The following is a 25,106-nucleotide window of genomic DNA, read 5'->3' as shown; positions in this document are numbered from 1 at the left end:
GCCATGTGACGAGCGCCGCGCGCCGCCTTAGTATGGCGTTTTCTTTTTTCCGACAAGGCCCGTCCATGACGATCGAAATCCGCCCGGCGACCCCCAGCGATGCTCCGCAAATCCTCGCGTTCATCACTGAACTTGCAGACTTCGAAAAGGCCCGTCACGAAGTCATCGCCAGCGTCGCCGACATCGAGCGCAGCCTGTTCAGCGAAGGCGCCACCGCTCATGGCCTGATCTGCCTGCGCGACGGTCTGCCGATCGGTTTTGCGGTGTTTTTCTTCAGCTATTCGACCTGGCTGGGCAGCAACTGCCTGTACCTCGAAGACCTGTACATCACCCCCGAACAACGGGGCGGCGGCGCCGGCAAAACCCTGCTGCGCCACCTCGCGAAAATCGCCTGCGCCAACGACTGCGGCCGCTTCGAATGGAGCGTGCTGGACTGGAACACCCCGGCCATCGAATTCTACAAATCCCTTGGCGCCCAACCGCAGGAAGAGTGGGTGAGGTATCGCATGGATGGCAAGGTGTTGCGGGAGTTTGCCGAGGGCAACTGAGCCCGGCGTAAAAGATCGCAGCTGTCGGCAGCTACTGCAGGGAAATTGTTATTCCCGCAAGCACTGCCGACGGCTGCGATCTTTTTTTGTCTTCGTCCCATAATGTGGGAATGATATTTATATATTGAGATTTTGCTTTGCTCAGGTTTATAGTCCGGCTCACTCACTGCCAATAACAAAACAGGTGAAGCGATGCTGGCGCAATTGATCGCGCTCGATTGGGGGACGACCTCACTACGTGCTTACAAACTCGCGGCGGGCGGGCAGGTGCTGGCGCAGCGGTCGCTGTCGTTCGGGATCATGCAGTTGCCGAAGACGCCGCGGCTCATCAACGGTTGCGAATGCGCCGAGGGTTTTGAACTGGCGTTCGACGAGGCGTGCGGCGACTGGCTCGATGCGCAACCCGGCTTGCCGGTGATTGCCTGCGGCATGGTCGGCAGCGCTCAGGGCTGGCGCGAAGCGTCCTACCGCGATACGCCGGCCAACGTGGCCGATCTCGGAAAATCCCTGCAAACCGTTCGCAGTCTTCGCGGTGTCGACGTGCATATCGTGCCGGGTGTGATTCAGCGTTCGGCACTGCCGAACGTGATGCGCGGCGAGGAAACCCAGGTCCTCGGCGTCTTGCAGAACCTGCCGATCGAGGCGGGCAATGATCTGCTGATCGGCCTGCCGGGCAGTCATTCGAAATGGGTGGAAGTGGCCGATGGCTGCATCACTTGTTTCGACACCTTCATGACCGGCGAAGTGTTCGCCGTGCTCAGCGAACACAGCATTCTCGGCCGTACCCAACAGCACAGCGCGACGTTCGATGCCGAGGCGTTTGATCGCGGCGTGCAGGTGGCGTTATCGGCGGAGGGCGAGATCGGCGTGCTGTCGACCCTGTTCAGCGCCCGCAGCCTGGGCCTGACCGGTGAACTCAGCGCCACCGCGCAACCGGACTATCTGTCCGGCCTGCTGATTGGCCACGAACTGACGGCGCTGGCCAACGTGCAGCGACGCCGGCGCAACAGTGCACAGCTTCCTTCGATCGTCCTCATCGGCAACGCACAGTTGTGCGCCCGTTACAGCCGGGCCCTCGACGCCTGCGGTTTTGCCCGGGTGACGCTGGCCGAGCAAGCCACCGAGCGTGGGCTGTGGCAACTGGCGCTCGCCGCAGGACTGATCGATTCCTCATCCCGTTAACCCTGACTGGAGGCCTGACATGCTCAAGCAAGCACTGGCGCAAAACGGTCTGATCGCGATCCTGCGCGGCCTGCATCCGCAGGAAGCTGCTGCTGTCGGAGAAGTCCTGTATGCGGCCGGATTTCGCGTCATCGAAGTACCGCTCAATTCCCCCGAACCGTACGAAAGCATTCGCATCCTGCGTGAGACCCTGCCCGCCGATTGCCTGATCGGTGCCGGCACGGTGCTGACCCCGGAACAGGTCGAACGGGTGAAGGAAGCGGGCGGCCAGGTGATCGTCATGCCCCACAGCGATGCCAAGGTATTGCGGGCGGCGAAAGCGGCGGGGCTGTACCTGTCGCCGGGCGTCGCCACACCGACCGAAGCCTTCGCGGCGCTGGAGGAGGGGGCCGACATTCTCAAGCTGTTCCCGGCCGAACAGATGGGCCCGGCAGTGGTGAAAGCCTGGCTGGCGGTGCTGCCGGTGGGGACGATCCTGGCGCCCGTCGGCGGCATTACACCGGACAACATGCAGGTGTTCATCGACGCTGGCGTCAAAGGCTTCGGCCTCGGTTCCGGGCTGTTCAAGCCAGGCATGACGACTGAGCAAGTAGCGGCCAATGCCAAGGCCTACGTGGCGGCCTGGAAAGCCCTTCGCTGAGACTTTTTGGCGCTGCGTGCGCTGCATCTAACAAGAGAGATAAAAAGATGAAAATCACCAAACTGACCACCTTCATCGTCCCGCCGCGCTGGTGCTTCCTGAAAGTCGAAACCGACGAGGGCGTGACCGGTTGGGGCGAGCCCGTGGTCGAGGGCCGCGCCCACACCGTCGCCGCTGCGGTCGAGGAATTGTCCGACTACCTGATCGGCAAAGACCCACGCAACATCGAAGACATCTGGACCGTGCTGTATCGCGGCGGCTTCTACCGGGGCGGCGCGATCCACATGAGTGCACTGGCCGGCATCGACCAGGCGCTGTGGGACATCAAGGGCAAGGCGCTGGGCGTGTCGGTCAGTGACCTGCTCGGCGGTCAGGTGCGGGACAAGATCCGTGTGTATTCGTGGATCGGCGGCGACCGTCCGGCGGACACTGCGCGGGCCGCGAAAGAGGCGGTGGGCCGTGGTTTTACGGCGGTGAAAATGAACGGCACCGAAGAGCTGCAATTTCTCGATACCTTCGAAAAGGTCGACCTGGCGCTGGCCAACGTTGCCGCCGTGCGTGATGCGGTGGGGCCGAACGTCGGCATCGGCGTCGACTTCCATGGCCGGGTGCACAAGCCCATGGCCAAGGTGCTGATGAAGGAGCTCGACCCGTACAAACTGATGTTCATCGAAGAGCCGGTGCTCAGCGAAAACTACGAAGCGTTGAAAGAACTGGCTCCGCTGACCAGCACCCCGATTGCCCTCGGCGAGCGACTGTTTTCGCGCTGGGACTTTAAACGGGTGTTGAGCGAGGGGTACGTCGACATCATCCAGCCCGATGCCTCCCACGCCGGCGGCATCACCGAGACCCGCAAGATCGCCAACATGGCCGAAGCCTACGACGTGGCGCTGGCGCTGCACTGCCCGCTGGGGCCGATTGCGCTGGCGGCGTGTCTGCAACTGGACGCCGCTTGTTACAACGCGTTTATCCAGGAGCAGAGCCTGGGCATCCATTACAACGAGAGCAATGACCTGCTCGATTATGTGAAGGATCCACGGGTGTTCGACTACGACAAGGGCTTCGTGAAGATCCCGAACGGCCCGGGCCTGGGGATCGAGATCAATGAGGAGTACGTGATCGAACGCGCGGCGGTCGGCCACCGCTGGCGCAACCCGATCTGGCGTCATGCCGATGGCAGTTTTGCCGAGTGGTGAGTCGCTGATTTCCTGCCGTATCCAGTAAGTCAGATCTCCAGGGAGCGGAGATCTGCATCCCCCCGACCTCAATAAACATAAAAAGAGGCGCTTCCCATGCAACCGCAAACCCTCACCGGGCAAGCGACGTTAGTCACGCCCAGCCGCAAGCGGTTTTTCATCATGGTGTTGCTGTTCATCACCGTGGTCATCAACTACCTCGATCGTAGCAATCTGTCGATTGCCGCCCCGGCGCTCACTTCCGAGCTGGGCATCGACCCGGTGCATGTCGGGCTGATCTTTTCCGCATTCGGCTGGACCTACGCTGCCATGCAGATCCCCGGCGGTTGGCTGGTGGATCGCGTGCCGCCGCGCATTCTTTACAGCGTTGCGCTGTTGTTGTGGTCGCTGGCCACCGTGATGCTCGGGTTCGCCGCCAGTTTCATCGCGCTGTTCGTGCTGCGCATGGCGGTCGGTGCGCTGGAAGCGCCGGCGTACCCGATCAGCAGCCGTGTGGTGACAACCTGGTTCCCCGAGCGTGAACGGGCCACGGCCATCGGGTTCTACACCTCCGGGCAGTTTGTCGGGCTGGCGTTTCTGACCCCGGTGCTGGCGTGGCTGCAACATGAGTTTGGCTGGCACATGGTGTTTGTCGTGACCGGCGCGGTGGGCATTGTCTGGGCGGCGATCTGGTACGCGGTGTATCGCGAACCGCGTGATTTCAAAGGCGCCAACCAAGGTGAAATCGACCTGATCCGCGAGGGCGGCGGGTTGGTGGACATCGCCGCCGAAACCGCCAAGGTGAAGGCGAAATTCAGCTGGACCGATCTCGGCATTGTCCTGAGCAAACGCAAGTTGTGGGGGATCTACCTCGGCCAGTTCTGCCTGAACTCGACGCTGTGGTTTTTCCTGACGTGGTTCCCGACCTACCTGGTGAAGTATCGCGGCATGGACTTCATCAAGTCCGGTCTGCTGGCGTCGTTGCCGTTTCTCGCCGCGTTCATCGGCGTGCTGTGCTCCGGGTTCTTTTCCGATTTCCTGATCCGCCGTGGCTGCACCGTCGGGTTTGCGCGCAAGCTGCCGATCATTGGCGGGTTGCTGATTTCTACCTCGATCATCGGGGCCAACTTCGTCGAGTCGACGCCGCTGGTGATTGCCTTCCTGGCCCTGGCGTTTTTCGGCAACGGGCTGGCGTCGATCACCTGGTCGCTGGTCTCGACGCTGGCGCCGGCGCGGTTGCTGGGCTTGACCGGTGGGGTGTTCAACTTCATCGGCAATCTGTCGGCGATTGCCACGCCGATTGTCATCGGCTTTCTCGCCAGCGGCGATTCGTTCGCGCCGGCGATCACCTACATTGCGGTTCTGGCATTGATCGGTGCTTTGTCCTACGTGCTGCTGGTGGGCAAGGTCGAGCGCATCGAGTTGTAGTCGTCCCTGTCGGGCGACCATAATGCCGCCCGTTCCCTCGCTCAACGCTAAAGGCTGGATATGCAGGAAGACGCCCCGAAAAATGCCAAGGACGCCGCGCCGACCGGCACCCAGACCCTGCTTCGCGGGTTGGGTGTGGTGCAGGCGGTTGCCAGTGGCGCCCGCGATCTCAAAGAGATTGCCCGCCTGATCGGCACCACCCGCAGCACCACTCATCGTCTGGCCAGTTGTCTGGTGGACGAGCGTTACCTGCGCGTCGTGCCGCAAGTCGGTTACCTGCTGGGGCCGAAGCTGATCGAACTGGGTTTTCAGGCGCGTGAAGAGTTGCCGTTGGCGACATTGGCCGGGCCGTATCTGGACGAGTTGTCGGCGCTGACCGGCGACACCGTTCACCTGGGGATTCGTGAAGGCGACGAAGTGCTTTATCTGCTGAAGAATCCGGGACGCAACGGCCCGGAAATGCGTTCGCGGGTTGGCCATCGCATGCCGTTGGCACGAACCGGAATCGGTAAGGCGCTAATGCTGGATGATTCGCCGCAGGATTGGCAGCGGCTGTACGAAATCAGCCTGCCGGCGGGCGGGAAAAGTCAGTTCTGGCCGCAGCATCCCCAGCAGTCGTGGGAGCAAATGGCGCAACGGATGACCGAGTATGTGGCCGGTGGCTATGCGTTCGATCTGGAAGACAACGAGCCGGCGATCCGCTGCGTGGCGGCGCCGATCCGCGACGCGAGCAAGCGCATCGTCGCGGCGATCAGCATCGCCAGCACCGTACCGTACATGCCGCTGGAGAAAATGGCCGAGCTGATTCCCCTGATCAAAGGAGTCACAACCCGGCTCTCGGCGGAGCTTGGCTTGAAGGTCTGAGGAATCAGAGCTTCAGAGTCGCCATGTCGATGACGAAGCGATACTTCACGTCACCGGCGATCATCCGCGCGTAGGCCTCGTTGATCTGGCGGATGTCGAGCATTTCGATGTCGCAGCTGATGTTGTGCTCGGCGCAGAAATCCAGCACTTCCTGGGTTTCGGCGACGCCACCGATCAGCGAACCGGCCAATACACGACGACCCAGTACCAGTTTGGCGGCGTGGACCGGCGGATCGATCGGTTCGATCAGACCCACCAGAATGTGCACGCCGTCGAAGCGCAGGGTGTCGAGGTACGGGTTGAGGTCGTGCTGCACCGGAATGGTGTCCAGCAGGAAGTCGAAACGACCGGCTGCGGCTTTCATCTGTTCTTCGTCGGTGGAGACGATCACATGATCGGCGCCCTGACGACGACCTTCCTCGGCCTTGCTTGCCGAACGGGTGAACAGCGTCACTTCGGCACCCATGGCCTTGGCGAACTTGATGCCCATGTGGCCGAGGCCGCCCATGCCGAGAATCCCGACCTTGTCGCCAGCCTTCACGCCGTAGTGCTTGAGTGGCGAGTAGGTGGTGATGCCGGCGCAGAGAATCGGCGCGGCAGCCGCCAGATCCAGCTTCTCGGGGATGCGCACCACGAAGTGCTCGCTGACCACGATGCTGTCCGAATAACCGCCCATGGTGTTGCTGCCATCGACCCGGTCCGGGGTGGCGTAGGTCATGGTCGGGCCTTCGAGGCAGTATTGCTCGAGGTTCGACTGGCAGGCTTCGCAGGTGCGGCAGGAATCGACCATGCAGCCGACGCCGACCAGATCGCCGACCTTGTGCTTGGTAACATTCGCACCGACGGCGGTGACTTTTCCGACGATCTCATGGCCGGGCATCAACGGATAAACGGCGATGCCCCATTCGTTGCGCGCCTGGTGGATGTCGGAGTGGCAGACGCCGCAGTACAGGATTTCGATGGCGACGTCGTCGGCACGTGGGCTGCGGCGTTCGAATTTCATCGGGGCGAGGGGCGTGGTGGCCGTTTGAGCGGCATAGCCGATGGCGGTGTACATGTGAAACCTCGCAAAAGCAGTGACAAGTGAGGTGGCGCATTCTGGGCGCCGTCTGGTCGTCCGGCCATGGCGATTCCTCCGGGTGTCATGCCTAATCCTCCGGCATGCGGGGGTGATCGGTCGCATTGGCAAAAGGATCTGCGATGATGCTTTTATCCCTTTTTCCGTGATTTTTTCTGAAGAGCCAGCCGATGCAATTGACTCGTCACCTTGATGCCAACGCCACCTTGGTTTCGCTGATCGAACCCCTGGCGCTGCGCGATGGTTACAGCCAGACCGGGCTGCCGGGCGTGCAGGTGTTGCGCGCCAGTTGCGACGTCGCCCGTGGCCCGCACATTTATGAACCGAGCCTGATGATCATTGCTCAGGGCAGCAAACTGGCGTATCTCGGCCCTCGCACCATGGAATACGGCGCCGGGCATTATCTGATCCAGGCGCTGCCGGTGCCGTTCGAGTGCGAGACCTATGCGTTGCCGGACGCGCCGTTGCTCGGCGTGTCGGTGGCGATCGACCGGGTGCTGCTCGGTGAACTGGTACTGGCCATGGGGCTGGCACCGGGGCGGCATATTCCGGCGCAGACACCGGAGTCGATGACCTCGGTGGTGCTCGACGATGACATGCGCGGTTGTGTCGAACGCTTGCTGCGCTGTCTGCACGATCCGCTGGAATGCCAGATTCTCGGACCGGCGCGGGTGCGTGAATTGTTGTTCGTCGCGTTGCGCGGGCCTCAGGCGGACGTGCTGCGGGCATTGGTGGAACAGCAGGGGCAATTTGCCCGGGTGGCGGCTTCGATCAGTCATCTGCATGCGCATTACACCGAGCCGTTGAACGTCGAGACGCTGGCCAGTTGCGCGAACATGAGCGTTTCGACCTTTCACGAACACTTCAAGCGCAGCACGCTGCTGTCGCCGGTGCAGTATCTGAAGCGTTTGCGCTTGTTGAAGGCGCAGACGTTATTGATCGCCGAGGGGCTGGGTGTCGCCCAGGTTGCGCATCGGGTGGGGTATCAGAGCACGTCGCAGTTCAGTCGCGAGTACAAGCGCTATTTCGAACGCAGCCCCGGGGATGAGCGCGCTGCCTGAGTTGCCACAGTACCTGTGGGAGCGGGCTTGCTCGCGAATGCAGTGTGTCAGTTGACAGATATGCTGCCTGACACGACGCCTTCGCGAGCAAGCCCGCTCCCACATTGGTTTTGTGGCGTTGCAGGAATAGTGGGCAACAAAAAGGCCCCCATATAGGGAGCCTTGATGTTCAGCGATTCGACTTACATGTTCGGGTAAGTAGGGCCGCCAGCGCCTTCCGGCGTCACCCAGGTGATGTTCTGCGAAGGGTCCTTGATGTCGCAGGTCTTGCAGTGCACGCAGTTCTGGGCGTTGATCTGGAAGCGCTTCTCGCCGTCTTCCTTGGTGATCACCTCATACACGCCGGCCGGGCAGTAACGCTGCGCCGGTTCGTCGTACATCGGAAGGTTGCGGCTCAACGGGATGGTCGGGTCGGTCAGTTTCAAGTGGCACGGCTGTTCTTCTTCATGGTTGGTACCGGAGATGAACACCGAGCTCAGTTTGTCGAAACTGATCTTGCCGTCGGGTTTCGGGTAGTCGATCTTCTTGCAGTCGGCCGCGAGCTTGAGGCAGGCGTAGTCCGGCTTGGTGTCGTGCAGGGTGAACGGCAGTTTGCCGCCGAAGATGTTCTGGTCCAGCCAGTTGAAACCACCGCCAACGATGGCGCCGAACTTGTGGATCGCCGGGCCGAAGTTGCGGCTGGCGAACAATTCTTCGTAGAGCCAGCTCTTCTTGAACGCGTCGACGTAGGTGGTCAGCTCTTCAGTGCCGTCTTTCTCGGCGAACAGCGCGTCAGCCACGGATTCAGCGGCGAGCATGCCGGACTTCATCGCAGTGTGGCTGCCTTTGATCTTGGCGAAGTTCAGGGTGCCGAGGTCGCAACCGATCAGCGCGCCGCCCTTGAACACCATTTTCGGCAGCGAGTTCAGGCCGCCCTTGCAGATTGCACGTGCGCCGTAGCTGATTCGCTTGCCGCCTTCCAGGTACTGCTTGAGTACCGGGTGATGCTTGAGGCGCTGGAACTCGTCGAACGGCGACAGGTAGGTGTTGCTGTAGGACAGATCGACGATCAGACCGACCACCACCTGATTGTTTTCCAGGTGATAAAGGAAGGAGCCACCGGTGTTCTCGGTGCCCATGATGTCCATCGGCCAACCGGCGGTGTGTACCACCAGGCCAGGCTGGTGTTTGGCCGGGTCGACTTCCCAGATTTCCTTCAGGCCGATGCCGTAGTGCTGGGCGTCGGCATCGCTGTCGAGGTTGTAGCGCTTGATCAGCTGTTTGCCGATGTGGCCACGGCAACCTTCGGCGAACAGCGTGTATTTGCCACGCAGTTCCATGCCCGGGGTGTACAGGCCGTCTTTCGGATGACCTTCGCGGTCGACACCGAGGTCGCCGGTGATGATCCCGCGCACCACACCGTTTTCATCGATCAGCGCTTCCTGAGCGGCGAAGCCCGGGTAGATTTCCACGCCCAGGTTCTCGGCCTGCTGAGCGAGCCAGCGGCACAGGTTGCCGAGGGAAATAATGTAGTTGCCTTCGTTGTGCATGGTCTTGGGCACAAAGAAGTCAGGAATTTTCTGCGCGCTTTCGGCGTTTTTCAGCACGAAGATGTCATCGCGGGTGACAGGCGTGTTCAGCGGAGCGCCGAGTTCTTTCCAGTCCGGGAACAGTTCGTTCAGGGCCCGTGGTTCGAATACGGCACCGGACAGGATATGCGCGCCGACTTCGGAGCCTTTTTCGACCACGCAGACGCTGATTTCCTTACCGGCTTCGGCGGCCTTCTGCTTCAGACGGCAGGCGGCGGACAGGCCAGCGGGGCCGGCACCGACGATGACCACGTCGAATTCCATGTATTCGCGTTCCACAGGCTATCTCCTACTCAAGGCTCAACAGTTTTTTTCTAATTTGGAGGTTCGGTGTCGTATCCGTTATTGCCTTTACGTTAACGTCAAGGGTAATAATGGGCAAACCACCTTTCTCTCTAGGCGGCGCATTATATCTACACCACTCTTAGCGTCCAATACAAACGTTTGTTTGAATCGGCTCCAGCCCAGAGAAATCAAAGAAGCGCGGCTTATGACAGGGCATTTTGGCGTATTGACCAGAATGGGCGTTCCGGTCAAGATACGGGCGGTTTTGCGCTCGCCGTAGGCTGAATGGTGGTTTCAAGAGCACCTCTAAAGACAGGGCGTAGGCGGTAACCGGTGATGCGCAGCGCAGGTTCGGCGCGCAGTTTACACACCGCGAAGCGGCATGACTCGTCGGTCACGACTGACGAACGGTCATCTCGCTCAGCCGGCGTTTTTAGAGGTGCCCTTGTGCCCGATGAGCATCAACCGCCAGGTTCGCCTAGGCGACTTTCTTTTCACCGGAGAGTAACGAGGAATCCATGAAGGTTCTTGTAGCTGTCAAACGCGTTGTGGATTACAACGTCAAGGTTCGCGTCAAGGCGGACAATTCCGGCGTAGACCTCGCCAACGTCAAGATGTCGATGAACCCGTTCTGCGAAATCGCAGTGGAAGAAGCCGTACGCCTGAAAGAGAAAGGCGTTGCGACTGAAATCGTCGTCGTCTCCATCGGCCCGTCCACCGCTCAGGAACAGCTGCGTACCGCACTGGCTCTGGGTGCCGACCGCGCCATCCTCGTCGAATCCGCTGAAGACCTGACTTCCCTGGCCGTGGCCAAGCTGCTCAAGGCCGTGGTCGACAAGGAACAGCCTCAGCTGGTGATCCTGGGCAAACAGGCCATCGACAGCGACAACAACCAGACCGGCCAGATGCTCGCTGCACTGAGCGGCTACGGTCAGGGCACTTTCGCCTCGAAAGTCGAAGTCTCCGGCGACAGCGTTGCCGTGACCCGCGAAATCGACGGCGGCGCGCAGACCGTTTCCCTGAAACTGCCGGCCATCGTCACCACCGACCTGCGTTTGAACGAGCCGCGCTACGCGTCCCTGCCAAACATCATGAAAGCCAAGAAGAAGCCTCTCGAGACGCTGACTCCGGACGCTTTGGGCGTTTCCACCGCCTCCACCAACAAGACCCTGAAAGTCGAAGCGCCAGCTGCACGCAGCGCGGGTATCAAGGTCAAGTCGGTGGCTGAACTGGTCGAGAAACTGAAAAACGAAGCGAAGGTAATCTGATCATGACTATCTTGGTAATCGCCGAACACGACAACAAGGTGCTGGCTCCGGCCACCCTGAACACCGTGGCTGCCGCTGCCAAAATCGGCGGCGACATCCACGTTCTGGTTGCGGGTCAAGGCGCTGGCGCCGTGGCTGAAGCCGCCGCGAAAATCGCTGGCGTGAGCAAAGTCCTGAACGCTGACAATGCCGCTTACGCGCATCAGTTGCCGGAAAACGTTGCTCCGCTGGTTGCTGCTCTTGCCCATGAAGGCGGGGGCGCGGGTTACAGCCACATCCTGGCTGCCGCCACTTCCAACGGCAAAAACATTCTGCCGCGCGTTGCCGCCCAGCTGGACGTTGACCAGATCTCCGAGATCATCTCGGTAGAAAGCGCTGACACCTTCAAGCGTCCGATCTACGCCGGTAACGCCATCGCTACCGTGCAATCGACTGCTGCGATCAAAGTGATCACCGTGCGTGCCACCGGTTTCGACCCGGTTGCCGCTGAAGGTGGTTCGGCTGCCGTTGAAGCGGTTGCTGCTGCCCATAACGCCGGCACTTCCAGCTTCGTCAGCGAAGAGTTGGCCAAGTCCGATCGTCCTGAGCTGACCGCTGCCAAGATCGTCGTTTCCGGCGGCCGTGGCATGCAAAACGGCGACAACTTCAAACACCTGTACGCCCTGGCCGACAAGCTGGGCGCTGCCGTCGGTGCTTCCCGCGCTGCGGTCGACGCAGGTTTCGTACCGAACGACATGCAGGTCGGTCAGACCGGCAAGATCGTTGCACCTCAGCTGTACATCGCCGTCGGTATTTCCGGCGCGATCCAGCACCTGGCCGGCATGAAAGACTCCAAAGTGATCGTTGCGATCAACAAGGATGAAGAAGCGCCGATCTTCCAGGTGGCCGACTACGGCCTGGTGGCGGATCTGTTCGAAGCCGTACCTGAGCTGGAGAAGCTGGTCTAATCCGGCGGCTTCACTTATAAAGAGCCCGGCCTGTTGGTCGGGCTTTTTTTTGTCTCGGATTTGAGTGGGAGCGTTTCGCCATGGATCTGCATCGCCGGTTAGGCTTCTCGTTATTGCTGTTCTCCAGTCTGTTGCCGGGGTTGTCCAATGCAGCGGGCAAATGCGAGCGACTGGTCGTCACTGGCAGCCCTGACGCTCCGCCCTATCTGTGGCAGGACCCGCAAAACCCGAAACAACTGATCGGTGCCAGCGCTGACCTGCTGCAGCAGGTTGCGAAGGACCTGGGGATCAAGGTCGAGTTGCTCTATGCCGGTAAACGCGCCCAGGCCCTCGACGAAGTTCGCAGTGGTCGCATGGATGTGCTGGCGGACGCTCCCCTGAACTTCAACGAGCTGGAAAATCTCGACTACATCCATCCTCCGCTACTGGAAAACGATTACCTGGTGTGGACGCGCAAGGGCTCGACGCTCGTCTATAACGAAGCCAAAGACCTGCATGGACATACCGGAGGCTTGTCGGAAAAGTCTCGAATGACCCAGGCATTCAGCACTTTTGCCGAGCAGCAATTGACCCTGACCCGGACGGCAAACCTGACCCAGGCGTTTCAGAAACTTCTGCTGGGGGAGGTTGAATATGTACTCGCCGGCCGCTACTCGGGGATGGCCGCCGCGCAGGCACTGGGCATGGCCAATGATCTGCTGGCTTTCGAGCAACCGATTGACCGGCCCGGTCTGTTCCTTGCGCTTTCCCACAACTCGGCTTGCAACGATCCGTGGTTGCGCGGACAGCTGGCCAAAAAGATGACAGAATTGCCCGCGTCCGGCCTGACGGAAGCCGCGCTGCAACGCAACATCGAGCGCTGGAAGGCGCAGCAGCAACAATCGCCGCAGCAACCTGTCAGCGCCCCAAAACAGTAGGGATTCTTAGTGAGTAATCGACTTCTTTTCGCGGCTCTGGCCGTTCTGGCCCTGGCCGGTTGCGCCAGTGATCCGGCACCCCACGAACAAATGCGGCTGACCGAGCAGGCGCTCGAGCAAGCCAAGGCTGTCGGCGCCACTGCCGATGAAGTGCCCGAGATGAAACTGGCCGAAGACAAATTCAATCGGGCCAAGGGCAGCATGGCTGGCGAATCCTTCAAGAATGCACGGATGCGCGCCGAACAGGCCGAGCTGGACGCCCGTCTGGCTGAAGCCAAGGTGCTGACCCAGAAAAGCGAGGAGCAACTGAACGTGCTCAATACCCGCATCGTCCGTCTGCGCAAGCAACTGGGGGATGCCCGATGAATTCGATGTCCAAATTGTTCGGCGGGCTGGTGCTCGTCGGTTGTACCAGCCTCTTTGGCTGCGCCGGTCAACACAGCGAGGGCGCCTTGCAGGAGGCCAGCGCTGACTTTCAGAAGGTCAAGGAAGATTCCAATGTGCTGCGTATCGCGCCGAAAGACGTGATTCGGGCCGGTGAGTCCCTGGCCCGTGCCGACCGTCTCTCCACCTATTGGGGAAGCGGTGCGGACGTGGTGCATTATTCCTACTTGAGCCAGCGTTACAGCCAGATCGCCCGAGAGCATACCAATCTGGTACTCAACGAGGAACGCGCGGCCAAGCTTGAGCTCGAGCGCCAACGCCTGCAGTTGGCATTGCGCGAATCCAAACTGTTGAGCGTGCAGCAGCAGGGCAAGTGGCTGGAGGAGCAGATCGTTGCACTGGCCACTACCCAGACCGATCGCGGACTGGTGATGACCCTCGGTGACGTGCTGTTCGATACCGGCGAAGCCGAACTGAAGAACTCGGCCAATCGTGTGGTGTTGAAGATCGTGCAATTCCTGCAGCTCAATCCCAAGCGCGTAGTGCGAATCGAGGGCTATACCGACAGCACCGGTGGCAAGCAGGAAAATCTCAAATTGTCTCGTGATCGCGCACAATCCGTGGCTGACGTACTGACGGATCTGGGCATCGACGAAAAACGTATTCAGGTCGAAGGCTACGGCGACGAGTACCCGGTAGACGCCAACGCTTCCGAACGTGGGCGTGCGCAGAACCGTCGGGTGGAAATCGTGTTCTCCGACGAAAAAGGCCAGCTCGGCGCCGCCCGCTGAGGGTGGCGTTACTGGAAAGCCCGGCCTGTCATGCAGCGCCGGGCTTTTTCACGTCTGTCGATTACCTCACAAAGCAGTACAGATTTAACCGACACTGCACTGTATGGTTGACTAATATGGCAACTGTCCCAGTACACTTCAGAACTGTTCCGGTATTGTTTCGCACAAGAATAAAACGCCCGTGAAATCGAGTGCTGCGTCATGACCAATCTTTTGCTCTACCAACGTATTGCTCAACAGCTGGCCGAAGACATCCGTCGTGGTGTCTATCAACCCGGCGAGCGCGTGCCCTCGGTGCGCAAGATGAGTTCGCAGCTCAATGTCAGCCACGCGACGGTGTTGCAGGCTTACGCCAATCTTGAAGATCAGGGGTTGATCCGGGCGCGACCGCAGTCCGGTTATTACGTACACCAGACGCCGGCGCTGACGGCGCCGACCCCGGACATCGCCCGGGTCGAACGGCCCGGTCTGGTCACCCGTGCCAGCATCATTCAGCAAGTGTTGGTCGAATCGCGCCGAGAAGGCGTGTTCCCGCTGGGGGCAGCGGTGCCAAGTGTTGATTATTTACCGGTGCGCGCACTGCATCAGCAATTGGCCAAAGTCACCCGATTCCATAGCCCGCGGGCCTTCAGCTACATGTTCAGCCCGGGTTTCGAACCGTTGCGCCGGCAAGTGGCGATCCGTATGCGCGATGCCGGGGTGGTGGTTGACCCTTCGGAAGTAGTGATCACCCATGGCTGTGTCGATGCCCTGCAGATGTCATTGCGGGTGCTGACCCGTCCGGGCGATCTGATTGCCGCCGAGTCACCGACTTATTACGGCCTCTTGCAGTTGGCCGACCTGCTGGGCCTGAAAGTCATCGAAATCCCCAGCGACCCGGCCACCGGCATGAGCCTTGAAGCCTTGCAGCTGGCGGCCAATCAATGGTCGATCAAAGCCCTCGTGCTGACGACTCGGCTGAGCAATCCGCTGGGTGGCACCATGCCCGAGGATCGGCAAAAACAATTGCTGCGTCTGGCCTCGGACTTCGATATCCAGATCGTCGAAGACGACATCTACGGCGAACTGATGTTCGAGCAGGGTCGCACCAAGGCGCTCAAGGCCTATGATCGGCTGGATCGGGTCATTTACTGTTCGAGTTTCTCCAAGACGCTGTCGCCGGGTGTGCGCGTCGGCTGGATGATTGCCGGTAAATATCAGCAGGAAATCCAGCGTCTGCAGACCTTCACCACCCATTCGGCCTGCAGCGTCACGCAAATGGCGATTGCCGCTTATCTGGAAAATGGCGGTTATGACCGGCATTTACGGTACATCCGCCAGGAATACCGAAAAAACCTCAGTGCGTTCCAGTTGGCGGTGCAGCAGTACTTTCCTGAAGGCACGCAAATGACCCGGCCCACTGGCGGTTTCATCCTGTGGGTGAGCCTGCCCGGGCGGGTCAATACGCAGGAGTTGCATGTCCGCGCGCTGCAGCAGGGCATCAGCATCGCCCCCGGACTGATCTTCAGTAATACCGAGCAGTTCAATCACTGTATCCGCCTGAACTGCGGTACCCCGTGGAATCGTGAGGCGGAACGCGCCCTCATGACACTCGGCCTGCTGGCGACCCAGCTCTGTCAAGAGATGGCTGCGGGCTTCTGAGATTTCGGCGGAGCTTGTCATGCCGCGTCCAACAGGCGAGCATATGGCCCTCTGCCGTTAGTTTTGTTGGGTTCATGAAAGCGAATTTTCCTGCCGCCTGGGTCGTTCTTTGCCTGTTGATGTCGGGCCACGTGTCCGGGGTCATGGCGGCCTCCGTTCAGGAGAAGGCGCCAGCGACGACGACGGCCAGACAACCGGCCTCCGCGAAAAAGACCGCAGCAACGCCAAAGGTTACGCAGAAGAAAGCGGCTCCCGTAAAGAAGCGGCCTCCCATCGCCTCCAAGTCGAAACCTGCCAGCGAAGTGGTTAAAACGCAGTTGCCACCGGCCAGACTCGACCTGAGCCTGCCAAGGGAAATGGTTCAGCAGTTGAAACCTGCCGGTACCGTGCCGTTGCCCAGGCACGATACGGTCCTGCCGCAGATGTTCGGTGAAAAGAACAGCGGGTTCCAGCTCAACGGTCGCCTGTTGAGCAATGAAATGCAGCTGCAGCTGCGCAATGAAGAGCGCAGAGACGTCGAAGGCGCGGCGCTGGATTTCGAATTCAAGCAGTAAATTCAAATGATCCGTGACCCGCATACCAGACGCTTTGTCGGAGACTGGTCAGTCACTTTCATTTCTGCGTAAAAACCCGGGTTCAGGGAATTTAACACAGCCGTTTTAGCGGTTACTCTGTTCCGCGTCCCTTTAACACATTGCCCGTCGCGAGGAGCTCGTCGTCATGAAATGCCGTGAAGGCTGTGGCGCCTGTTGCATTGCCCCTTCAATCAGTTCGCCGATCCCGGGCATGCCCGATGGCAAACCTGCCGGCGAACGTTGCGTTCAGCTGTCGGTCGAAAACCTGTGCAGCATTTTCGGCCGACCGGAACGTCCAGCGGTCTGTTCAGGGTTCAGCGCCGATGTCGAAGTCTGCGGAAGCAGTCAGGAAGAGGCGATCAGATTGCTCGGTTGGTGGGAGCAGATGACGGCGGCGTGATGTGTCAAACGTACGGAACTTCAACAATAAGGAATAAGACTATGGGTTCGCTGCATCGTATCGCTGTGTTGTGTGGTTTGACTGCCGTGCTGGCCACTTCGGCTGCCCAGGCTGAAGACTGGAAAGTGGTCAAGAACGAAGACGGCATCAAGGTCTCCCTGAGCGAAGTGCCGGGTTCGGACTACAAGTCTTACCAGGGCGTGACCTTGATGAAGACTACCGTCGCCAAACTGCGCGCACTGCAGGAAGACGTCCCCGGTGCCTGTGCCTGGATTCACGAGTGCAAGACCCAGAAACTGCTCAAGCATGAAGGCGACCAGAGCTGGACCTATACCCAGTTCAATACGCCATGGCCGGTGACCCCGCGCGATTCGATCCTGCATGTCACCACCGTTGAGGGGGCCGATGGCAGCCTGACCCGCAACCTGGAAGGCTTGCCGAAGTATCTTCCGGAAGAAAAAGGCTTTGTCCGGGTCGCTCAGGTCAAAGGCTTCTGGAAGTTCGTGCCGAAGGGCGATCAGGTCGAAGTGACCTATCAGGTTCACACCGAGCCGGGTGGCAGCGTGCCGTCGATGATTGCCAACAAGTTCGTGGTCGACGCACCGTTCAATACCCTGAAAGCCCTGAAAGAACGCGCCGAGAAGTAAGCGTCGCGTGCTCTTCAAACGCCCCGAAGAACTCGGGGCGTTTTGCTTTGTAGCGATATTGTGTTTCCGGATATGCGTTGAACGAAATTTTCACAAAGTCTTCAAGACAATTCGCCCGCGCAGTTTTTATCTGTCCGGGTATGCCGTGCCTTTAATGAAAGAGTCCGGCAGCCGGGCAGTAATCAATGGCAATGCCGCCGGTGATCGTGCAACATTTGCGCACCGCGCAAGCCCCGGGGCCTGGAATGGCCAACAGAGGGCAGGGCGCAGCTGTATTTTTGCAACTTCAACTTTCAATGGGTCCTAAAACGACATGGCAAACCCGGACGCCCTGAATCAGCAGCGATCTTCCAGTCGCCTGCTGCAACCGACCGTCAAATCGCATCTGGCCTACACGCTCTTGTGCGCGCTGGTCATGATGGTGATGTTTTCCGTGCTGCGCCTCGCGCTGCTGGTCTACAACCGCGAGATGATCCTCGACACCCCGGCTTCGACCTTCTTCGAAGCCTTCGCCAACGGCCTGCGTTTCGACCTGCGCCTGGTGGTCTACCTCTGTGTTCCGATGGTGCTGGCGCTGTTCAGTGCCCGGGCCATGGCTGCGCGCGGGTTCTTCCGCCTGTGGCTGACCGTGACCTCCAGCATCGCGCTGTTCCTCGGCCTGATGGAGATGGACTTCTACCGCGAGTTCCACCAGCGCCTCAACGGCCTGGTGTTCCAGTATGTGAAGGAAGACCCGAAAACCGTGATGAGCATGCTCTGGTACGGTTTCCCGGTGGTGCGTTACCTGCTGGCCTGGGCCGTGGGCACGGTGATCCTGACCCTGGCGTTCAAGGCCGCCGACCGTCTGACCCGTCCGCGTGGCCCGTTCAGCGGTGGCAACGTCGGCACCCGTCAGGTGGCGCCATGGTATGCGCGTCTGGCGGTGTTCGTGGTGTGCCTGCTGATCTGTGTGGTCGCCGTGCGCGGCACCCTGCGTCAGGGCCCGCCGCTGCGTTGGGGTGATGTGTACACCACCGAATCGAACTTCGCCAACCAGCTCGGCCTCAATGGCACCCTGTCGCTGATCGCGGCCGCCAAGGACCGCATGGGCGAAGACCGCAACAACATCTGGAAAGCCACGCTGCCGCAGGAGCAGGCGCAGAAAGTGGTGCGCGAAATGCTGGTGATGCCGGACGACAAACTGGTCGATGCCGACATCGCCGCCGTACGTCGCGACTACACCCCGCCGGCCGACAAGACCCTGCCGATCAAGAATGTCGTCGTGATCCTGATGGAAAGCATGGCCGGTCACTCGGTGGGCGCTCTGGGCGCGCCGGGCAACATCACGCCGTACCTCGACAAACTGTCGAAGGAAGGCCTGCTGTTCGACCGTTTCTTCTCCAACGGCACCCACACCCACCAGGGTATGTTCGCCACCATGGCGTGCTTTCCGAACCTGCCGGGTTTCGAGTACCTGATGCAGACCCCGGAAGGCAGCCACAAACTGTCCGGCCTGCCGCAGCTGCTCAGTGCGCGCAAGTATGACGACGTCTACGTCTACAACGGTGACTTCGCCTGGGATAACCAGTCCGGTTTCTTCAGCAACCAGGGCATGACCAACTTCGTTGGCCGCAACGACTTCGTCAATCCGGTGTTCTCCGATCCGACCTGGGGCGTGTCCGACCAGGACATGTTCGACCGTGGTCTGGTAGAGCTCAAGGCGCGTGAAAACGGCAAGCCGTTCTATGCACTGCTGCAGACCCTGTCCAACCACACGCCGTACGCCTTGCCGACGCCATTGCCGGTCGAGCGCGTGACCGATCGTGGCACGCTCAACGAACACCTGACCGCCATGCGTTATGCGGATTGGGCGCTGGGCCAGTTCTTCGAGAAGGCCCGCAAGGAGCCGTACTTCAAGGAAACCCTGTTCGTCATCGTCGGCGATCACGGTTTTGGCAACGAGCGTCAGATTACCGAAATGGACCTGGGCCGCTTCAACGTACCGATGCTGATGATCGCACCGGGCATCCAGGAAAAATTCGGTACCCGTGACCACACCGTAGGGACGCAGATCGACATCGTGCCGACCATCATGGGTCGTCTGGGCGGCGAAGTGCGCCATCAGTGCTGGGGTCGTGACCTGCTCAACCTGCCGGCAGGCGACACCGGTTTCGGTGTGATCAAGCCGTCGGGCAGCGAGCAGACCACGGCGATCGTGACCGCTGACCAGATCCTGGTTCTGCCAAAGGAAAAGGAAATGGCGCCGAAGATCTACCAGTACCAACTGGGCGCGAACCCTTCTGCCGAAATCATTCCGGACGCACCGCGTACCGCCGAACTGAAACTCAAGCTCGAAGCGTTCCTGCAGACGGCCACCAAGAGCCTGATCGACAACACCGCCGGTGTGATTAACGGCAAGCCGGACTGATCATTCGACGCAATAAAAAAGAGGCCCTTTGAAGGGCCTCTTTTTTTGTCGGTCAAATAGTCATATCCGACCGAGTAACAGCAGCACCAACAGTACTACCAGCACCACACCGATAATGCCCGAAGGGCCATAACCCCAACTTCTGGAGTGCGGGAAGACCGGCAGACCACCGATCAGCAACAGGATCAGGATAATGATAAGAATTGTGCCCATGTCGATTTCCTTGTTGATAGTGTCTGAAAAGTCTTGGTGTTCAAGGGCGGCTGGAAGTTGAACTAAATCCAGACGGCTTACAAATTCCGACTGCTGCGCATGAAAGAAAATTCAATGTTTTTTCAGTGTATTTGGCTAACACTCTTATTTCGTTTGATGCCGCAGTTTGCTCCTGCCATTCAGCAATCTGATGGAGCGTGGGTCGCTTCGGTTCCTTCGCTACACTGCGCGCATCTTCCCCGGAACAACAAGGCTGTCTGCTATGCAAAATCGCATGATGATCACTGGCGCGGGCTCCGGCCTGGGTCGCGAAATCGCGCTGCGCTGGGCGCGTGAAGGCTGGCAACTGGCGTTGTCCGATGTCAGCGAGCCCGGCTTGCAGGAGACTCTGAAACTGGTTCGCGAGGCGGGTGGCGACGGTTTCATCCAGCGCTGCGATGTGCGCGATTACAGCCAGCTCACTGCGTTCGCTCAGGCCTGTGAAGAGAAGTTCGGCGGCATCGACATCATCGTCAACAACGCCGGTGTGGCCTCGGGTGGATTCTTCAGCGAGCTGTCGCTGGAAGACTGGGACTGGCAGATCGCGATCAACCTGATGGGCGTGGTCAAGGGCTGCAAGGCGTTCCTGCCGTTGCTGGAGCAAAGCAAGGGCAAGATCATCAACATCGCCTCGATGGCGGCACTGATGCAAGGTCCGGCGATGAGCAACTACAACGTCGCCAAGGCCGGCGTGGTGGCGTTGTCCGAAAGCCTGTTGATCGAACTGGCCCAGCAGGAAGTCGGTGTCCATGTGGTCTGCCCGTCGTTCTTCCAGACCAATCTGCTGGACTCGTTCCGTGGTCCGACACCGGCCATGAAAGCCCAGGTTGGCAAGTTGCTGGAGAGTTCGCCGATCACCGCCGCCGATATTGCCGATTACATCTACAAGCAGGTTGCGGCCGGCGAGTTCATGATCCTGCCCCATGAGCAAGGGCGAATGGCCTGGGCGATCAAGCAGAAGAACCCGCAGCTGCTGTACAACGAAATGACCGCGATGGCCGAAAAGATGCGCGCCAAGGCCAAGCAGAACAACGGCTGAACTTGCCCGGGGTTCGCCGCATCGTTAGGGTGGCCGCAACAGTCACCCTGACGAGATGTCTTGCATGCTCAATTACCTGTGGTTTTTCCTCGCCGCGCTGTTTGAAATCGCCGGCTGTTTCGCGTTCTGGATGTGGCTGCGCCAGGGCAAGAGCGCCTTGTGGGTGATCCCGGCGCTGCTCAGCCTGACCCTGTTTGCGCTGCTGTTGACGCGTGTTGAAGCAACCTACGCCGGTCGCGCCTACGCTGCTTACGGCGGCATCTACATCATTGCCTCGATTGGCTGGCTGGCCGTGGTCGAGCGTATCCGCCCGCTGGGATCAGACTGGATCGGTGTCGCCTTGTGTGTAATCGGGGCCAGCGTGATTCTGTTCGGGCCTCGGTTTTCGGCGACCTGAAGCATCGGCTTGAAGGAAACATCTGAAGGCCAAGGCGCCCGGGCCTGTAGGGTTTGACTGATTTGCCCGCAGCGCATTGTAGGGTGCTCGAAAGCCGCGCATCTTCAAGGCTCGAAAACCTTGAAGGACACCCCCCATGCTTGTACTCAGCCGTGTTGTCGGTGAACTGATTTCCATCGGCGACAACATCACTTTGCGCGTTCTGGCGGTCAACGGCTCCAGCGTGCGGTTCGGCGTCGAGGCGCCAAAGCAGGTCAATGTGCACCGCGCCGAAGTCTACGAGCGGATCCAGCGCAAACAGGCCAGCGGCAAGGGCCGCTGACCGTTTCAGTCGAACAGGTGCTTGGGCACGTCGTGCTTGAGCATCAACTGGCATTGCTCGCTTTCCGGATCGAAAACGATCAGCGCCTGGCCTTTGATCAGGGCCTGGCGAACCCGCAGAACGCGGGTTTCCAATGGTGTGTCGTCACCGTTGTCGGTGCCGTCGCGGGTGACGAAATCCTCGATCAGGCGGGTCAGGGTGTCGACTTCGAGCGCGTCGTAGGGAATCAGCATGGGCACCTCGGCTAAATCAATCTCGGGATGCTACGGCGAATGATCGCCGAGGGCCAGACTCAACTGTCCGAGCGTTGCCCCACCAGGCTGTCCACCGATGGCACACGGGTGTCGCTCTCCATCTGCGTTTCGTGTTCGATCTGATGACTGAAACGGTCCAGTGACCCGGTGGCCGGTTGGGCATCGCTGGCGAACACTGGCGGGCTCAGAATGTACGCCCCCAGCAAACGACTGAGCGCGGCCAGGCTGTCGATGTGCGTGCGTTCGTAGCCGTGGGTTGCGTCGCAGCCGAAGGCGAGCAGGGCGGTGCGGATGTCGTGACCGGCGGTGACCGCCGAGTGGGCATCGCTGAAGTAATAGCGGAACAGGTCGCGGCGCACCGGCAGTTCGTGTTCGCCGGCCAGGCGCAACAAGTGCCGCGACAGGTGATAGTCGTACGGTCCACCGGAATCCTGCATCGCCACGCTCACGGCATGTTCGCTGGAGTGCTGGCCGGGCGCGACCGGGGCGATGTCGATACCGACGAATTCGCTGACGTCCCATGGCAACGCCGCGGCTGCACCGCTGCCGGTTTCCTCGGTGATGGTGAACAGCGGATGGCAATCGATCATCAACTCCTGACCGCTGTCGACAATGGCTTTCAATGCTGCCAGCAGTGCGGCGACGCCGGCCTTGTCATCCAGGTGACGAGCGCTGATGTGACCACTTTCGGTGAATTCCGGTAGCGGGTCGAAGGCGACGACATCGCCGACGCTGATGCCCAGCGAATCGCAATCGGCGCGGGTCGCACAATAGGCGTCCAGCCGCAGTTCGACGTGATCCCAGCTGATCGGCATCTCGTCCACGGCCGTGTTGAAGGCATGCCCGGACGCCATCAGCGGCAACACGCTGCCGCGGATCACGCCGTTGTCGGTGAATAGGCTGACGCGGCTGCCCTCGGCGAAGCGGCTCGACCAGCAGCCCACCGGCGCCAGGGTCAGACGGCCGTTGTCTTTCACCGCGCGCACGGCGGCGCCGATGGTGTCCAGGTGCGCCGAGACCGCGCGGTCAGGGCTGTTTTTCTTGCCCTTGAGGGTGGCGCGAATCGTGCCGCGACGGGTCATTTCGAAGGGAATGCCAAGTTCCTCCAGACGTTCGGCGACGTAACGCACGATGGTGTCGGTGAACCCGGTAGGGCTGGGAATGGCGAGCATTTCCAGCAGGACTTTCTGCAGGTAATTCAGATCCGGTTCGGGAATTTGGGTGGTCATGGAAACTCCTGTTGCGGGGCGTCATTCACGCGTTCAACGCGGGAATGACGCTGAAGAGGGATCAAGTGGCCGGCTGACTGTGCGGAAACAACAGATCGACAAACCGCTCGGCCGTCGGTTGAGGCTCATGGTTGGCAAGACCCGCCCGCTCGTTGGCTTCGATGAACACGTACGCCGGTTGATCTGCCGCCGGTACCATCAGGTCGAGTCCGACCATGGGGATTTCCAGTGCCCGGGCCGCACGCACGGCAGCGTCGGCCAGGGTCGGGTGCAGGATCGCGGTGACGTCTTCCAGCGTGCCACCGGTGTGCAGGTTCGCCGTGCGTCGCACGAACAGATGCTCACCCGCCGGCAGAATGCTGCTGTAGTCGTAACCGGCCGCGTGCAGAGTGCGCTGGGTTTCATGATCCAGCGGGATCTTGCTTTCGCCACTGGTGGCCGCTTGCCGTCGCCGACTCTGCGCTTCGATCAGCGCGCCGATGGAATGATGGCCGTCGCCGACCACTTCCGCCGGCCGGCGGATCGCTGCGGCCACGACCTCGAAACCGATCACCAGAATCCGCAGGTCGAAGCCTTCGTGAAAGCTCTCGAGCAGCACGCGAGTGTCGAACTGCCTGGCTGCTTCGATGGCTTGTTGCACGTCCTCGATGGTCTGCAGATCCACCGCCACGCCTTGGCCCTGTTCGCCATCCAGCGGTTTGACCACCACTCGCTGGTGTTCATCGAGGAAGGCCAGGTTGTCGTCCGCGTTCCCTGCCAACTGCTGCGACGGCACATTCAACCCGGCGGCTTTCAACACTTTGTGGGTCAGGCTCTTGTCCTGGCACAGGTTCATGCTGATGGCGCTGGTCAGGTCGCTCAGGGATTCGCGGCAACGCACCCGGCGCCCGCCATGACTGAGGGTGAACAGCCCGGCATCGGCGTCATCCACTTGCACATCGATGCCGCGCCGATGGGCTTCCTCGACGATGATCCGCGCATAGGGGTTGAATTGCGCCTCGGGCCCCGGCCCGAGGAACAGTGGCTGGTTGATGCCGTTCTTGCGCTTGATGGCAAACGTCGGCAGGTTGCGAAAACCGAGTTTGGCGTAGAGGTTTTTCGCCTGCCGGTTGTCATGCAGCACCGACAGATCGAGGTAGCTCAGACCCCGACTCATGAAATGCTCGATCAGATGGCGCACCAGCACTTCACCGACCCCGGGACGCGAGCACTGCGGATCGACCGCCAGGCACCACAGGCTGCTGCCGTTTTCCGGGTCGTTGTAAGCCTTCTGGTGATTGAGGCCCATGACGCTGCCGATCACCGCGCCACTGTCGTCGTCTTCCGCCAGCCAGTACACCGGGCCGCCCTGATGATGCGGAGTGAGCAGGGAGGCGTCGATCGGCAACATGCCGCGTGCCTGATACAACTGATTGATCGACTGCCAGTCCTCTTCGCTTTGCGCACGACGGATGCGGAAACCGCGAAACACCCGCGTTGCCTGACGGTAATCGCTGAACCACAGGCGCAAGGTATCGGACGGATCGAGGAACAGTTGAGTCGGTTCCAGACCGAGAACCTGCTGTGGCGCAGCCACGTACAACGCGATATCGCGCTCGCCCGGATGCTCGTTGAGCAATTCCCGGGCGAGGCTCGCCGGGTCGGGAAAGGTGTGGCCAATCAGCAACCGGCCCCAGCCGCAATGCACGGCAATCGGCTCGGCGCTCGGTTGATTGCCATCTTCGGCCAGACGCGCCTGCAATCGTTCGTAGGAGGGTGTCTGACCGCGCAGCAGCCGTTGGCTGTAAGCCGTGGCGTGAGGTTTCAT

The 25,106-nt window shown here is 60.4% G+C and carries 26 protein-coding genes; 20 read left to right on the top strand and 6 right to left on the bottom strand.

Annotated features, from left to right (window positions below):
• Positions 1–65 precede the first annotated feature (65 nt).
• From J5M72_RS11830 to J5M72_RS11805, 6 genes are all read left to right on the top strand, one after another.
• Positions 66–548 (top strand): GNAT family N-acetyltransferase, encoded by a 483-nt coding sequence (locus J5M72_RS11830; RefSeq protein ID WP_039770630.1) that lies wholly within the window; start codon positions 66–68, stop codon positions 546–548.
• A gap of 192 nt (positions 549–740) precedes the next feature.
• Positions 741–1,730: a 2-dehydro-3-deoxygalactonokinase gene (locus J5M72_RS11825; protein ID WP_207865530.1), complete on the top strand. Its 990-nt coding sequence runs from the start codon at positions 741–743 to the stop codon at positions 1,728–1,730.
• 19 nt (positions 1,731–1,749) lie between these two features.
• Positions 1,750–2,370, top strand: a complete 621-nt coding sequence (locus J5M72_RS11820) for a 2-dehydro-3-deoxy-6-phosphogalactonate aldolase (protein ID WP_169431417.1) — start codon at positions 1,750–1,752, stop codon at positions 2,368–2,370.
• 47 nt (positions 2,371–2,417) lie between these two features.
• The gene (dgoD, locus tag J5M72_RS11815) at positions 2,418–3,566 is read left to right on the top strand and encodes a galactonate dehydratase (RefSeq protein WP_007950849.1); all 1,149 of its coding nucleotides are present in this window, start codon (positions 2,418–2,420) and stop codon (positions 3,564–3,566) included.
• A gap of 96 nt (positions 3,567–3,662) precedes the next feature.
• Positions 3,663–4,973, top strand: coding sequence for an MFS transporter (locus J5M72_RS11810; RefSeq protein WP_207865529.1), 1,311 nt, complete (start codon positions 3,663–3,665; stop codon positions 4,971–4,973).
• A 60-nt stretch (positions 4,974–5,033) separates the two neighbouring features.
• Positions 5,034–5,837, top strand: a complete 804-nt coding sequence (locus tag J5M72_RS11805) for an IclR family transcriptional regulator (RefSeq protein ID WP_169431414.1) — start codon at positions 5,034–5,036, stop codon at positions 5,835–5,837.
• Between the two features lie 4 nt (positions 5,838–5,841).
• Here the strand turns inward: J5M72_RS11805 and J5M72_RS11800 are convergent, their stop codons facing one another.
• On the bottom strand, positions 5,842–6,894 hold the full coding sequence (locus tag J5M72_RS11800; RefSeq protein ID WP_011335405.1) for an NAD(P)-dependent alcohol dehydrogenase: 1,053 nt from the start codon (positions 6,892–6,894) through the stop codon (positions 5,842–5,844).
• A 191-nt stretch (positions 6,895–7,085) separates the two neighbouring features.
• On the opposite strand from J5M72_RS11800, the gene J5M72_RS11795 reads away from it, so the two are divergent.
• Positions 7,086–7,976: an AraC family transcriptional regulator gene (locus J5M72_RS11795; protein ID WP_011335404.1), complete on the top strand. Its 891-nt coding sequence runs from the start codon at positions 7,086–7,088 to the stop codon at positions 7,974–7,976.
• A gap of 182 nt (positions 7,977–8,158) precedes the next feature.
• Here J5M72_RS11795 and J5M72_RS11790 read toward each other — a convergent pair whose 3' ends face one another.
• Positions 8,159–9,823 carry an electron transfer flavoprotein-ubiquinone oxidoreductase gene (locus J5M72_RS11790; protein WP_169431412.1) on the bottom strand — a complete coding sequence of 555 codons (1,665 nt, stop codon included), beginning with the start codon at positions 9,821–9,823 and terminating at the stop codon, positions 8,159–8,161.
• A 524-nt stretch (positions 9,824–10,347) separates the two neighbouring features.
• Between J5M72_RS11790 and J5M72_RS11785 the strand changes: the two genes are divergently transcribed.
• From J5M72_RS11785 to J5M72_RS11740, 10 genes are all read left to right on the top strand, one after another.
• Entirely contained in the window at positions 10,348–11,097 is a 750-nt protein-coding gene (locus J5M72_RS11785; protein ID WP_007950859.1) for an electron transfer flavoprotein subunit beta/FixA family protein, read from the top strand.
• Between the two features lie 2 nt (positions 11,098–11,099).
• Complete coding sequence (locus J5M72_RS11780; RefSeq protein ID WP_169431411.1) at positions 11,100–12,044, top strand: FAD-binding protein; 945 nt, start codon at positions 11,100–11,102, stop codon at positions 12,042–12,044.
• An 80-nt stretch (positions 12,045–12,124) separates the two neighbouring features.
• Positions 12,125–12,961: a transporter substrate-binding domain-containing protein gene (locus J5M72_RS11775; protein WP_169431410.1), complete on the top strand. Its 837-nt coding sequence runs from the start codon at positions 12,125–12,127 to the stop codon at positions 12,959–12,961.
• A 9-nt stretch (positions 12,962–12,970) separates the two neighbouring features.
• Positions 12,971–13,327 carry a DUF4398 domain-containing protein gene (locus tag J5M72_RS11770; RefSeq protein ID WP_169431409.1) on the top strand — a complete coding sequence of 119 codons (357 nt, stop codon included), beginning with the start codon at positions 12,971–12,973 and terminating at the stop codon, positions 13,325–13,327.
• On the top strand, positions 13,324–14,136 hold the full coding sequence (locus tag J5M72_RS11765) for an OmpA family protein (RefSeq protein ID WP_169431408.1): 813 nt from the start codon (positions 13,324–13,326) through the stop codon (positions 14,134–14,136). Before J5M72_RS11770 ends, J5M72_RS11765 begins: the two co-directional genes overlap by 4 nt.
• 201 nt (positions 14,137–14,337) lie before the next feature.
• Positions 14,338–15,777 carry a PLP-dependent aminotransferase family protein gene (locus J5M72_RS11760; protein WP_169431407.1) on the top strand — a complete coding sequence of 480 codons (1,440 nt, stop codon included), beginning with the start codon at positions 14,338–14,340 and terminating at the stop codon, positions 15,775–15,777.
• 74 nt (positions 15,778–15,851) lie between these two features.
• Positions 15,852–16,331 (top strand): translation initiation factor 2, encoded by a 480-nt coding sequence (locus J5M72_RS11755; protein ID WP_207865528.1) that lies wholly within the window; start codon positions 15,852–15,854, stop codon positions 16,329–16,331.
• 166 nt (positions 16,332–16,497) lie between these two features.
• A complete protein-coding gene (locus tag J5M72_RS11750; protein WP_085710899.1) occupies positions 16,498–16,752 on the top strand; it encodes a YkgJ family cysteine cluster protein in 255 nt (84 codons plus the stop codon).
• 41 nt (positions 16,753–16,793) lie between these two features.
• A complete protein-coding gene (locus J5M72_RS11745) occupies positions 16,794–17,399 on the top strand; it encodes an START domain-containing protein (protein ID WP_207865527.1) in 606 nt (201 codons plus the stop codon).
• A gap of 313 nt (positions 17,400–17,712) precedes the next feature.
• Complete coding sequence (locus J5M72_RS11740) at positions 17,713–19,806, top strand: LTA synthase family protein (RefSeq protein WP_207865526.1); 2,094 nt, start codon at positions 17,713–17,715, stop codon at positions 19,804–19,806.
• Positions 19,807–19,866: 60 nt separating this feature from the next.
• Here the strand turns inward: J5M72_RS11740 and J5M72_RS11735 are convergent, their stop codons facing one another.
• Positions 19,867–20,025: a DUF3309 family protein gene (locus J5M72_RS11735; protein ID WP_169432680.1), complete on the bottom strand. Its 159-nt coding sequence runs from the start codon at positions 20,023–20,025 to the stop codon at positions 19,867–19,869.
• A 256-nt stretch (positions 20,026–20,281) separates the two neighbouring features.
• Between J5M72_RS11735 and J5M72_RS11730 the strand changes: the two genes are divergently transcribed.
• The 3 genes from J5M72_RS11730 (at position 20,282) to csrA (ending at position 21,816) form a co-directional block, all read left to right on the top strand.
• A complete protein-coding gene (locus tag J5M72_RS11730) occupies positions 20,282–21,097 on the top strand; it encodes an SDR family oxidoreductase (RefSeq protein ID WP_169431403.1) in 816 nt (271 codons plus the stop codon).
• A gap of 64 nt (positions 21,098–21,161) precedes the next feature.
• Positions 21,162–21,494, top strand: a complete 333-nt coding sequence (locus J5M72_RS11725) for a YnfA family protein (RefSeq protein WP_085710895.1) — start codon at positions 21,162–21,164, stop codon at positions 21,492–21,494.
• Between the two features lie 136 nt (positions 21,495–21,630).
• Complete coding sequence (gene csrA, locus J5M72_RS11720; protein WP_169431402.1) at positions 21,631–21,816, top strand: carbon storage regulator CsrA; 186 nt, start codon at positions 21,631–21,633, stop codon at positions 21,814–21,816.
• A gap of 5 nt (positions 21,817–21,821) precedes the next feature.
• Here csrA and J5M72_RS11715 read toward each other — a convergent pair whose 3' ends face one another.
• The 3 genes from J5M72_RS11715 to ngg all read right to left on the bottom strand — a co-directional run bounded on the left by J5M72_RS11715 (position 21,822) and on the right by ngg (position 25,106).
• Positions 21,822–22,049, bottom strand: a complete 228-nt coding sequence (locus tag J5M72_RS11715) for a YheU family protein (RefSeq protein ID WP_085710893.1) — start codon at positions 22,047–22,049, stop codon at positions 21,822–21,824.
• A 59-nt stretch (positions 22,050–22,108) separates the two neighbouring features.
• Entirely contained in the window at positions 22,109–23,299 is a 1,191-nt protein-coding gene (locus J5M72_RS11710) for an osmoprotectant NAGGN system M42 family peptidase (RefSeq protein ID WP_007950879.1), read from the bottom strand.
• Positions 23,300–23,360: 61 nt separating this feature from the next.
• Positions 23,361–25,106 carry an N-acetylglutaminylglutamine synthetase gene (ngg, locus tag J5M72_RS11705; RefSeq protein ID WP_207865525.1) on the bottom strand — a complete coding sequence of 582 codons (1,746 nt, stop codon included), beginning with the start codon at positions 25,104–25,106 and terminating at the stop codon, positions 23,361–23,363.

Source organism: Pseudomonas sp. 58(2021) (genome assembly GCF_017491585.1).
Lineage (GTDB): Bacteria > Pseudomonadota > Gammaproteobacteria > Pseudomonadales > Pseudomonadaceae > Aquipseudomonas > Aquipseudomonas fluorescens_BT.
Note: the sequence above shows the minus strand (reverse complement) of the source record. Positions and strands in the feature narration are given on the sequence as shown.

Bases quoted from the DNA above. Each gene is read 5' to 3' on its own strand.
- J5M72_RS11755 (WP_207865528.1), top strand. From the start codon at position 15,852: ATGAAAGCGAATTTTCCTGCCGCCTGGGTCGTTCTTTGCCTGTTGATG.
- J5M72_RS11800 (WP_011335405.1), bottom strand. From the start codon at position 6,894: ATGTACACCGCCATCGGCTATGCCGCTCAAACGGCCACCACGCCCCTC.
- J5M72_RS11775 (WP_169431410.1), top strand. From the start codon at position 12,125: ATGGATCTGCATCGCCGGTTAGGCTTCTCGTTATTGCTGTTCTCCAGT.
- J5M72_RS11715 (WP_085710893.1), bottom strand. From the start codon at position 22,049: ATGCTGATTCCCTACGACGCGCTCGAAGTCGACACCCTGACCCGCCTG.
- J5M72_RS11730 (WP_169431403.1), top strand. From the start codon at position 20,282: ATGCAAAATCGCATGATGATCACTGGCGCGGGCTCCGGCCTGGGTCGC.
- J5M72_RS11810 (WP_207865529.1), top strand. From the start codon at position 3,663: ATGCAACCGCAAACCCTCACCGGGCAAGCGACGTTAGTCACGCCCAGC.
- J5M72_RS11725 (WP_085710895.1), top strand. From the start codon at position 21,162: ATGCTCAATTACCTGTGGTTTTTCCTCGCCGCGCTGTTTGAAATCGCC.
- J5M72_RS11780 (WP_169431411.1), top strand. From the start codon at position 11,100: ATGACTATCTTGGTAATCGCCGAACACGACAACAAGGTGCTGGCTCCG.
- J5M72_RS11805 (WP_169431414.1), top strand. From the start codon at position 5,034: ATGCAGGAAGACGCCCCGAAAAATGCCAAGGACGCCGCGCCGACCGGC.
- csrA (WP_169431402.1), top strand. From the start codon at position 21,631: ATGCTTGTACTCAGCCGTGTTGTCGGTGAACTGATTTCCATCGGCGAC.
- J5M72_RS11795 (WP_011335404.1), top strand. From the start codon at position 7,086: ATGCAATTGACTCGTCACCTTGATGCCAACGCCACCTTGGTTTCGCTG.
- dgoD (WP_007950849.1), top strand. From the start codon at position 2,418: ATGAAAATCACCAAACTGACCACCTTCATCGTCCCGCCGCGCTGGTGC.
- J5M72_RS11830 (WP_039770630.1), top strand. From the start codon at position 66: ATGACGATCGAAATCCGCCCGGCGACCCCCAGCGATGCTCCGCAAATC.
- J5M72_RS11745 (WP_207865527.1), top strand. From the start codon at position 16,794: ATGGGTTCGCTGCATCGTATCGCTGTGTTGTGTGGTTTGACTGCCGTG.
- J5M72_RS11820 (WP_169431417.1), top strand. From the start codon at position 1,750: ATGCTCAAGCAAGCACTGGCGCAAAACGGTCTGATCGCGATCCTGCGC.
- J5M72_RS11740 (WP_207865526.1), top strand. From the start codon at position 17,713: ATGGCAAACCCGGACGCCCTGAATCAGCAGCGATCTTCCAGTCGCCTG.
- J5M72_RS11760 (WP_169431407.1), top strand. From the start codon at position 14,338: ATGACCAATCTTTTGCTCTACCAACGTATTGCTCAACAGCTGGCCGAA.
- J5M72_RS11750 (WP_085710899.1), top strand. From the start codon at position 16,498: ATGAAATGCCGTGAAGGCTGTGGCGCCTGTTGCATTGCCCCTTCAATC.
- J5M72_RS11765 (WP_169431408.1), top strand. From the start codon at position 13,324: ATGAATTCGATGTCCAAATTGTTCGGCGGGCTGGTGCTCGTCGGTTGT.
- J5M72_RS11710 (WP_007950879.1), bottom strand. From the start codon at position 23,299: ATGACCACCCAAATTCCCGAACCGGATCTGAATTACCTGCAGAAAGTC.
- J5M72_RS11785 (WP_007950859.1), top strand. From the start codon at position 10,348: ATGAAGGTTCTTGTAGCTGTCAAACGCGTTGTGGATTACAACGTCAAG.
- ngg (WP_207865525.1), bottom strand. From the start codon at position 25,106: ATGAAACCTCACGCCACGGCTTACAGCCAACGGCTGCTGCGCGGTCAG.
- J5M72_RS11825 (WP_207865530.1), top strand. From the start codon at position 741: ATGCTGGCGCAATTGATCGCGCTCGATTGGGGGACGACCTCACTACGT.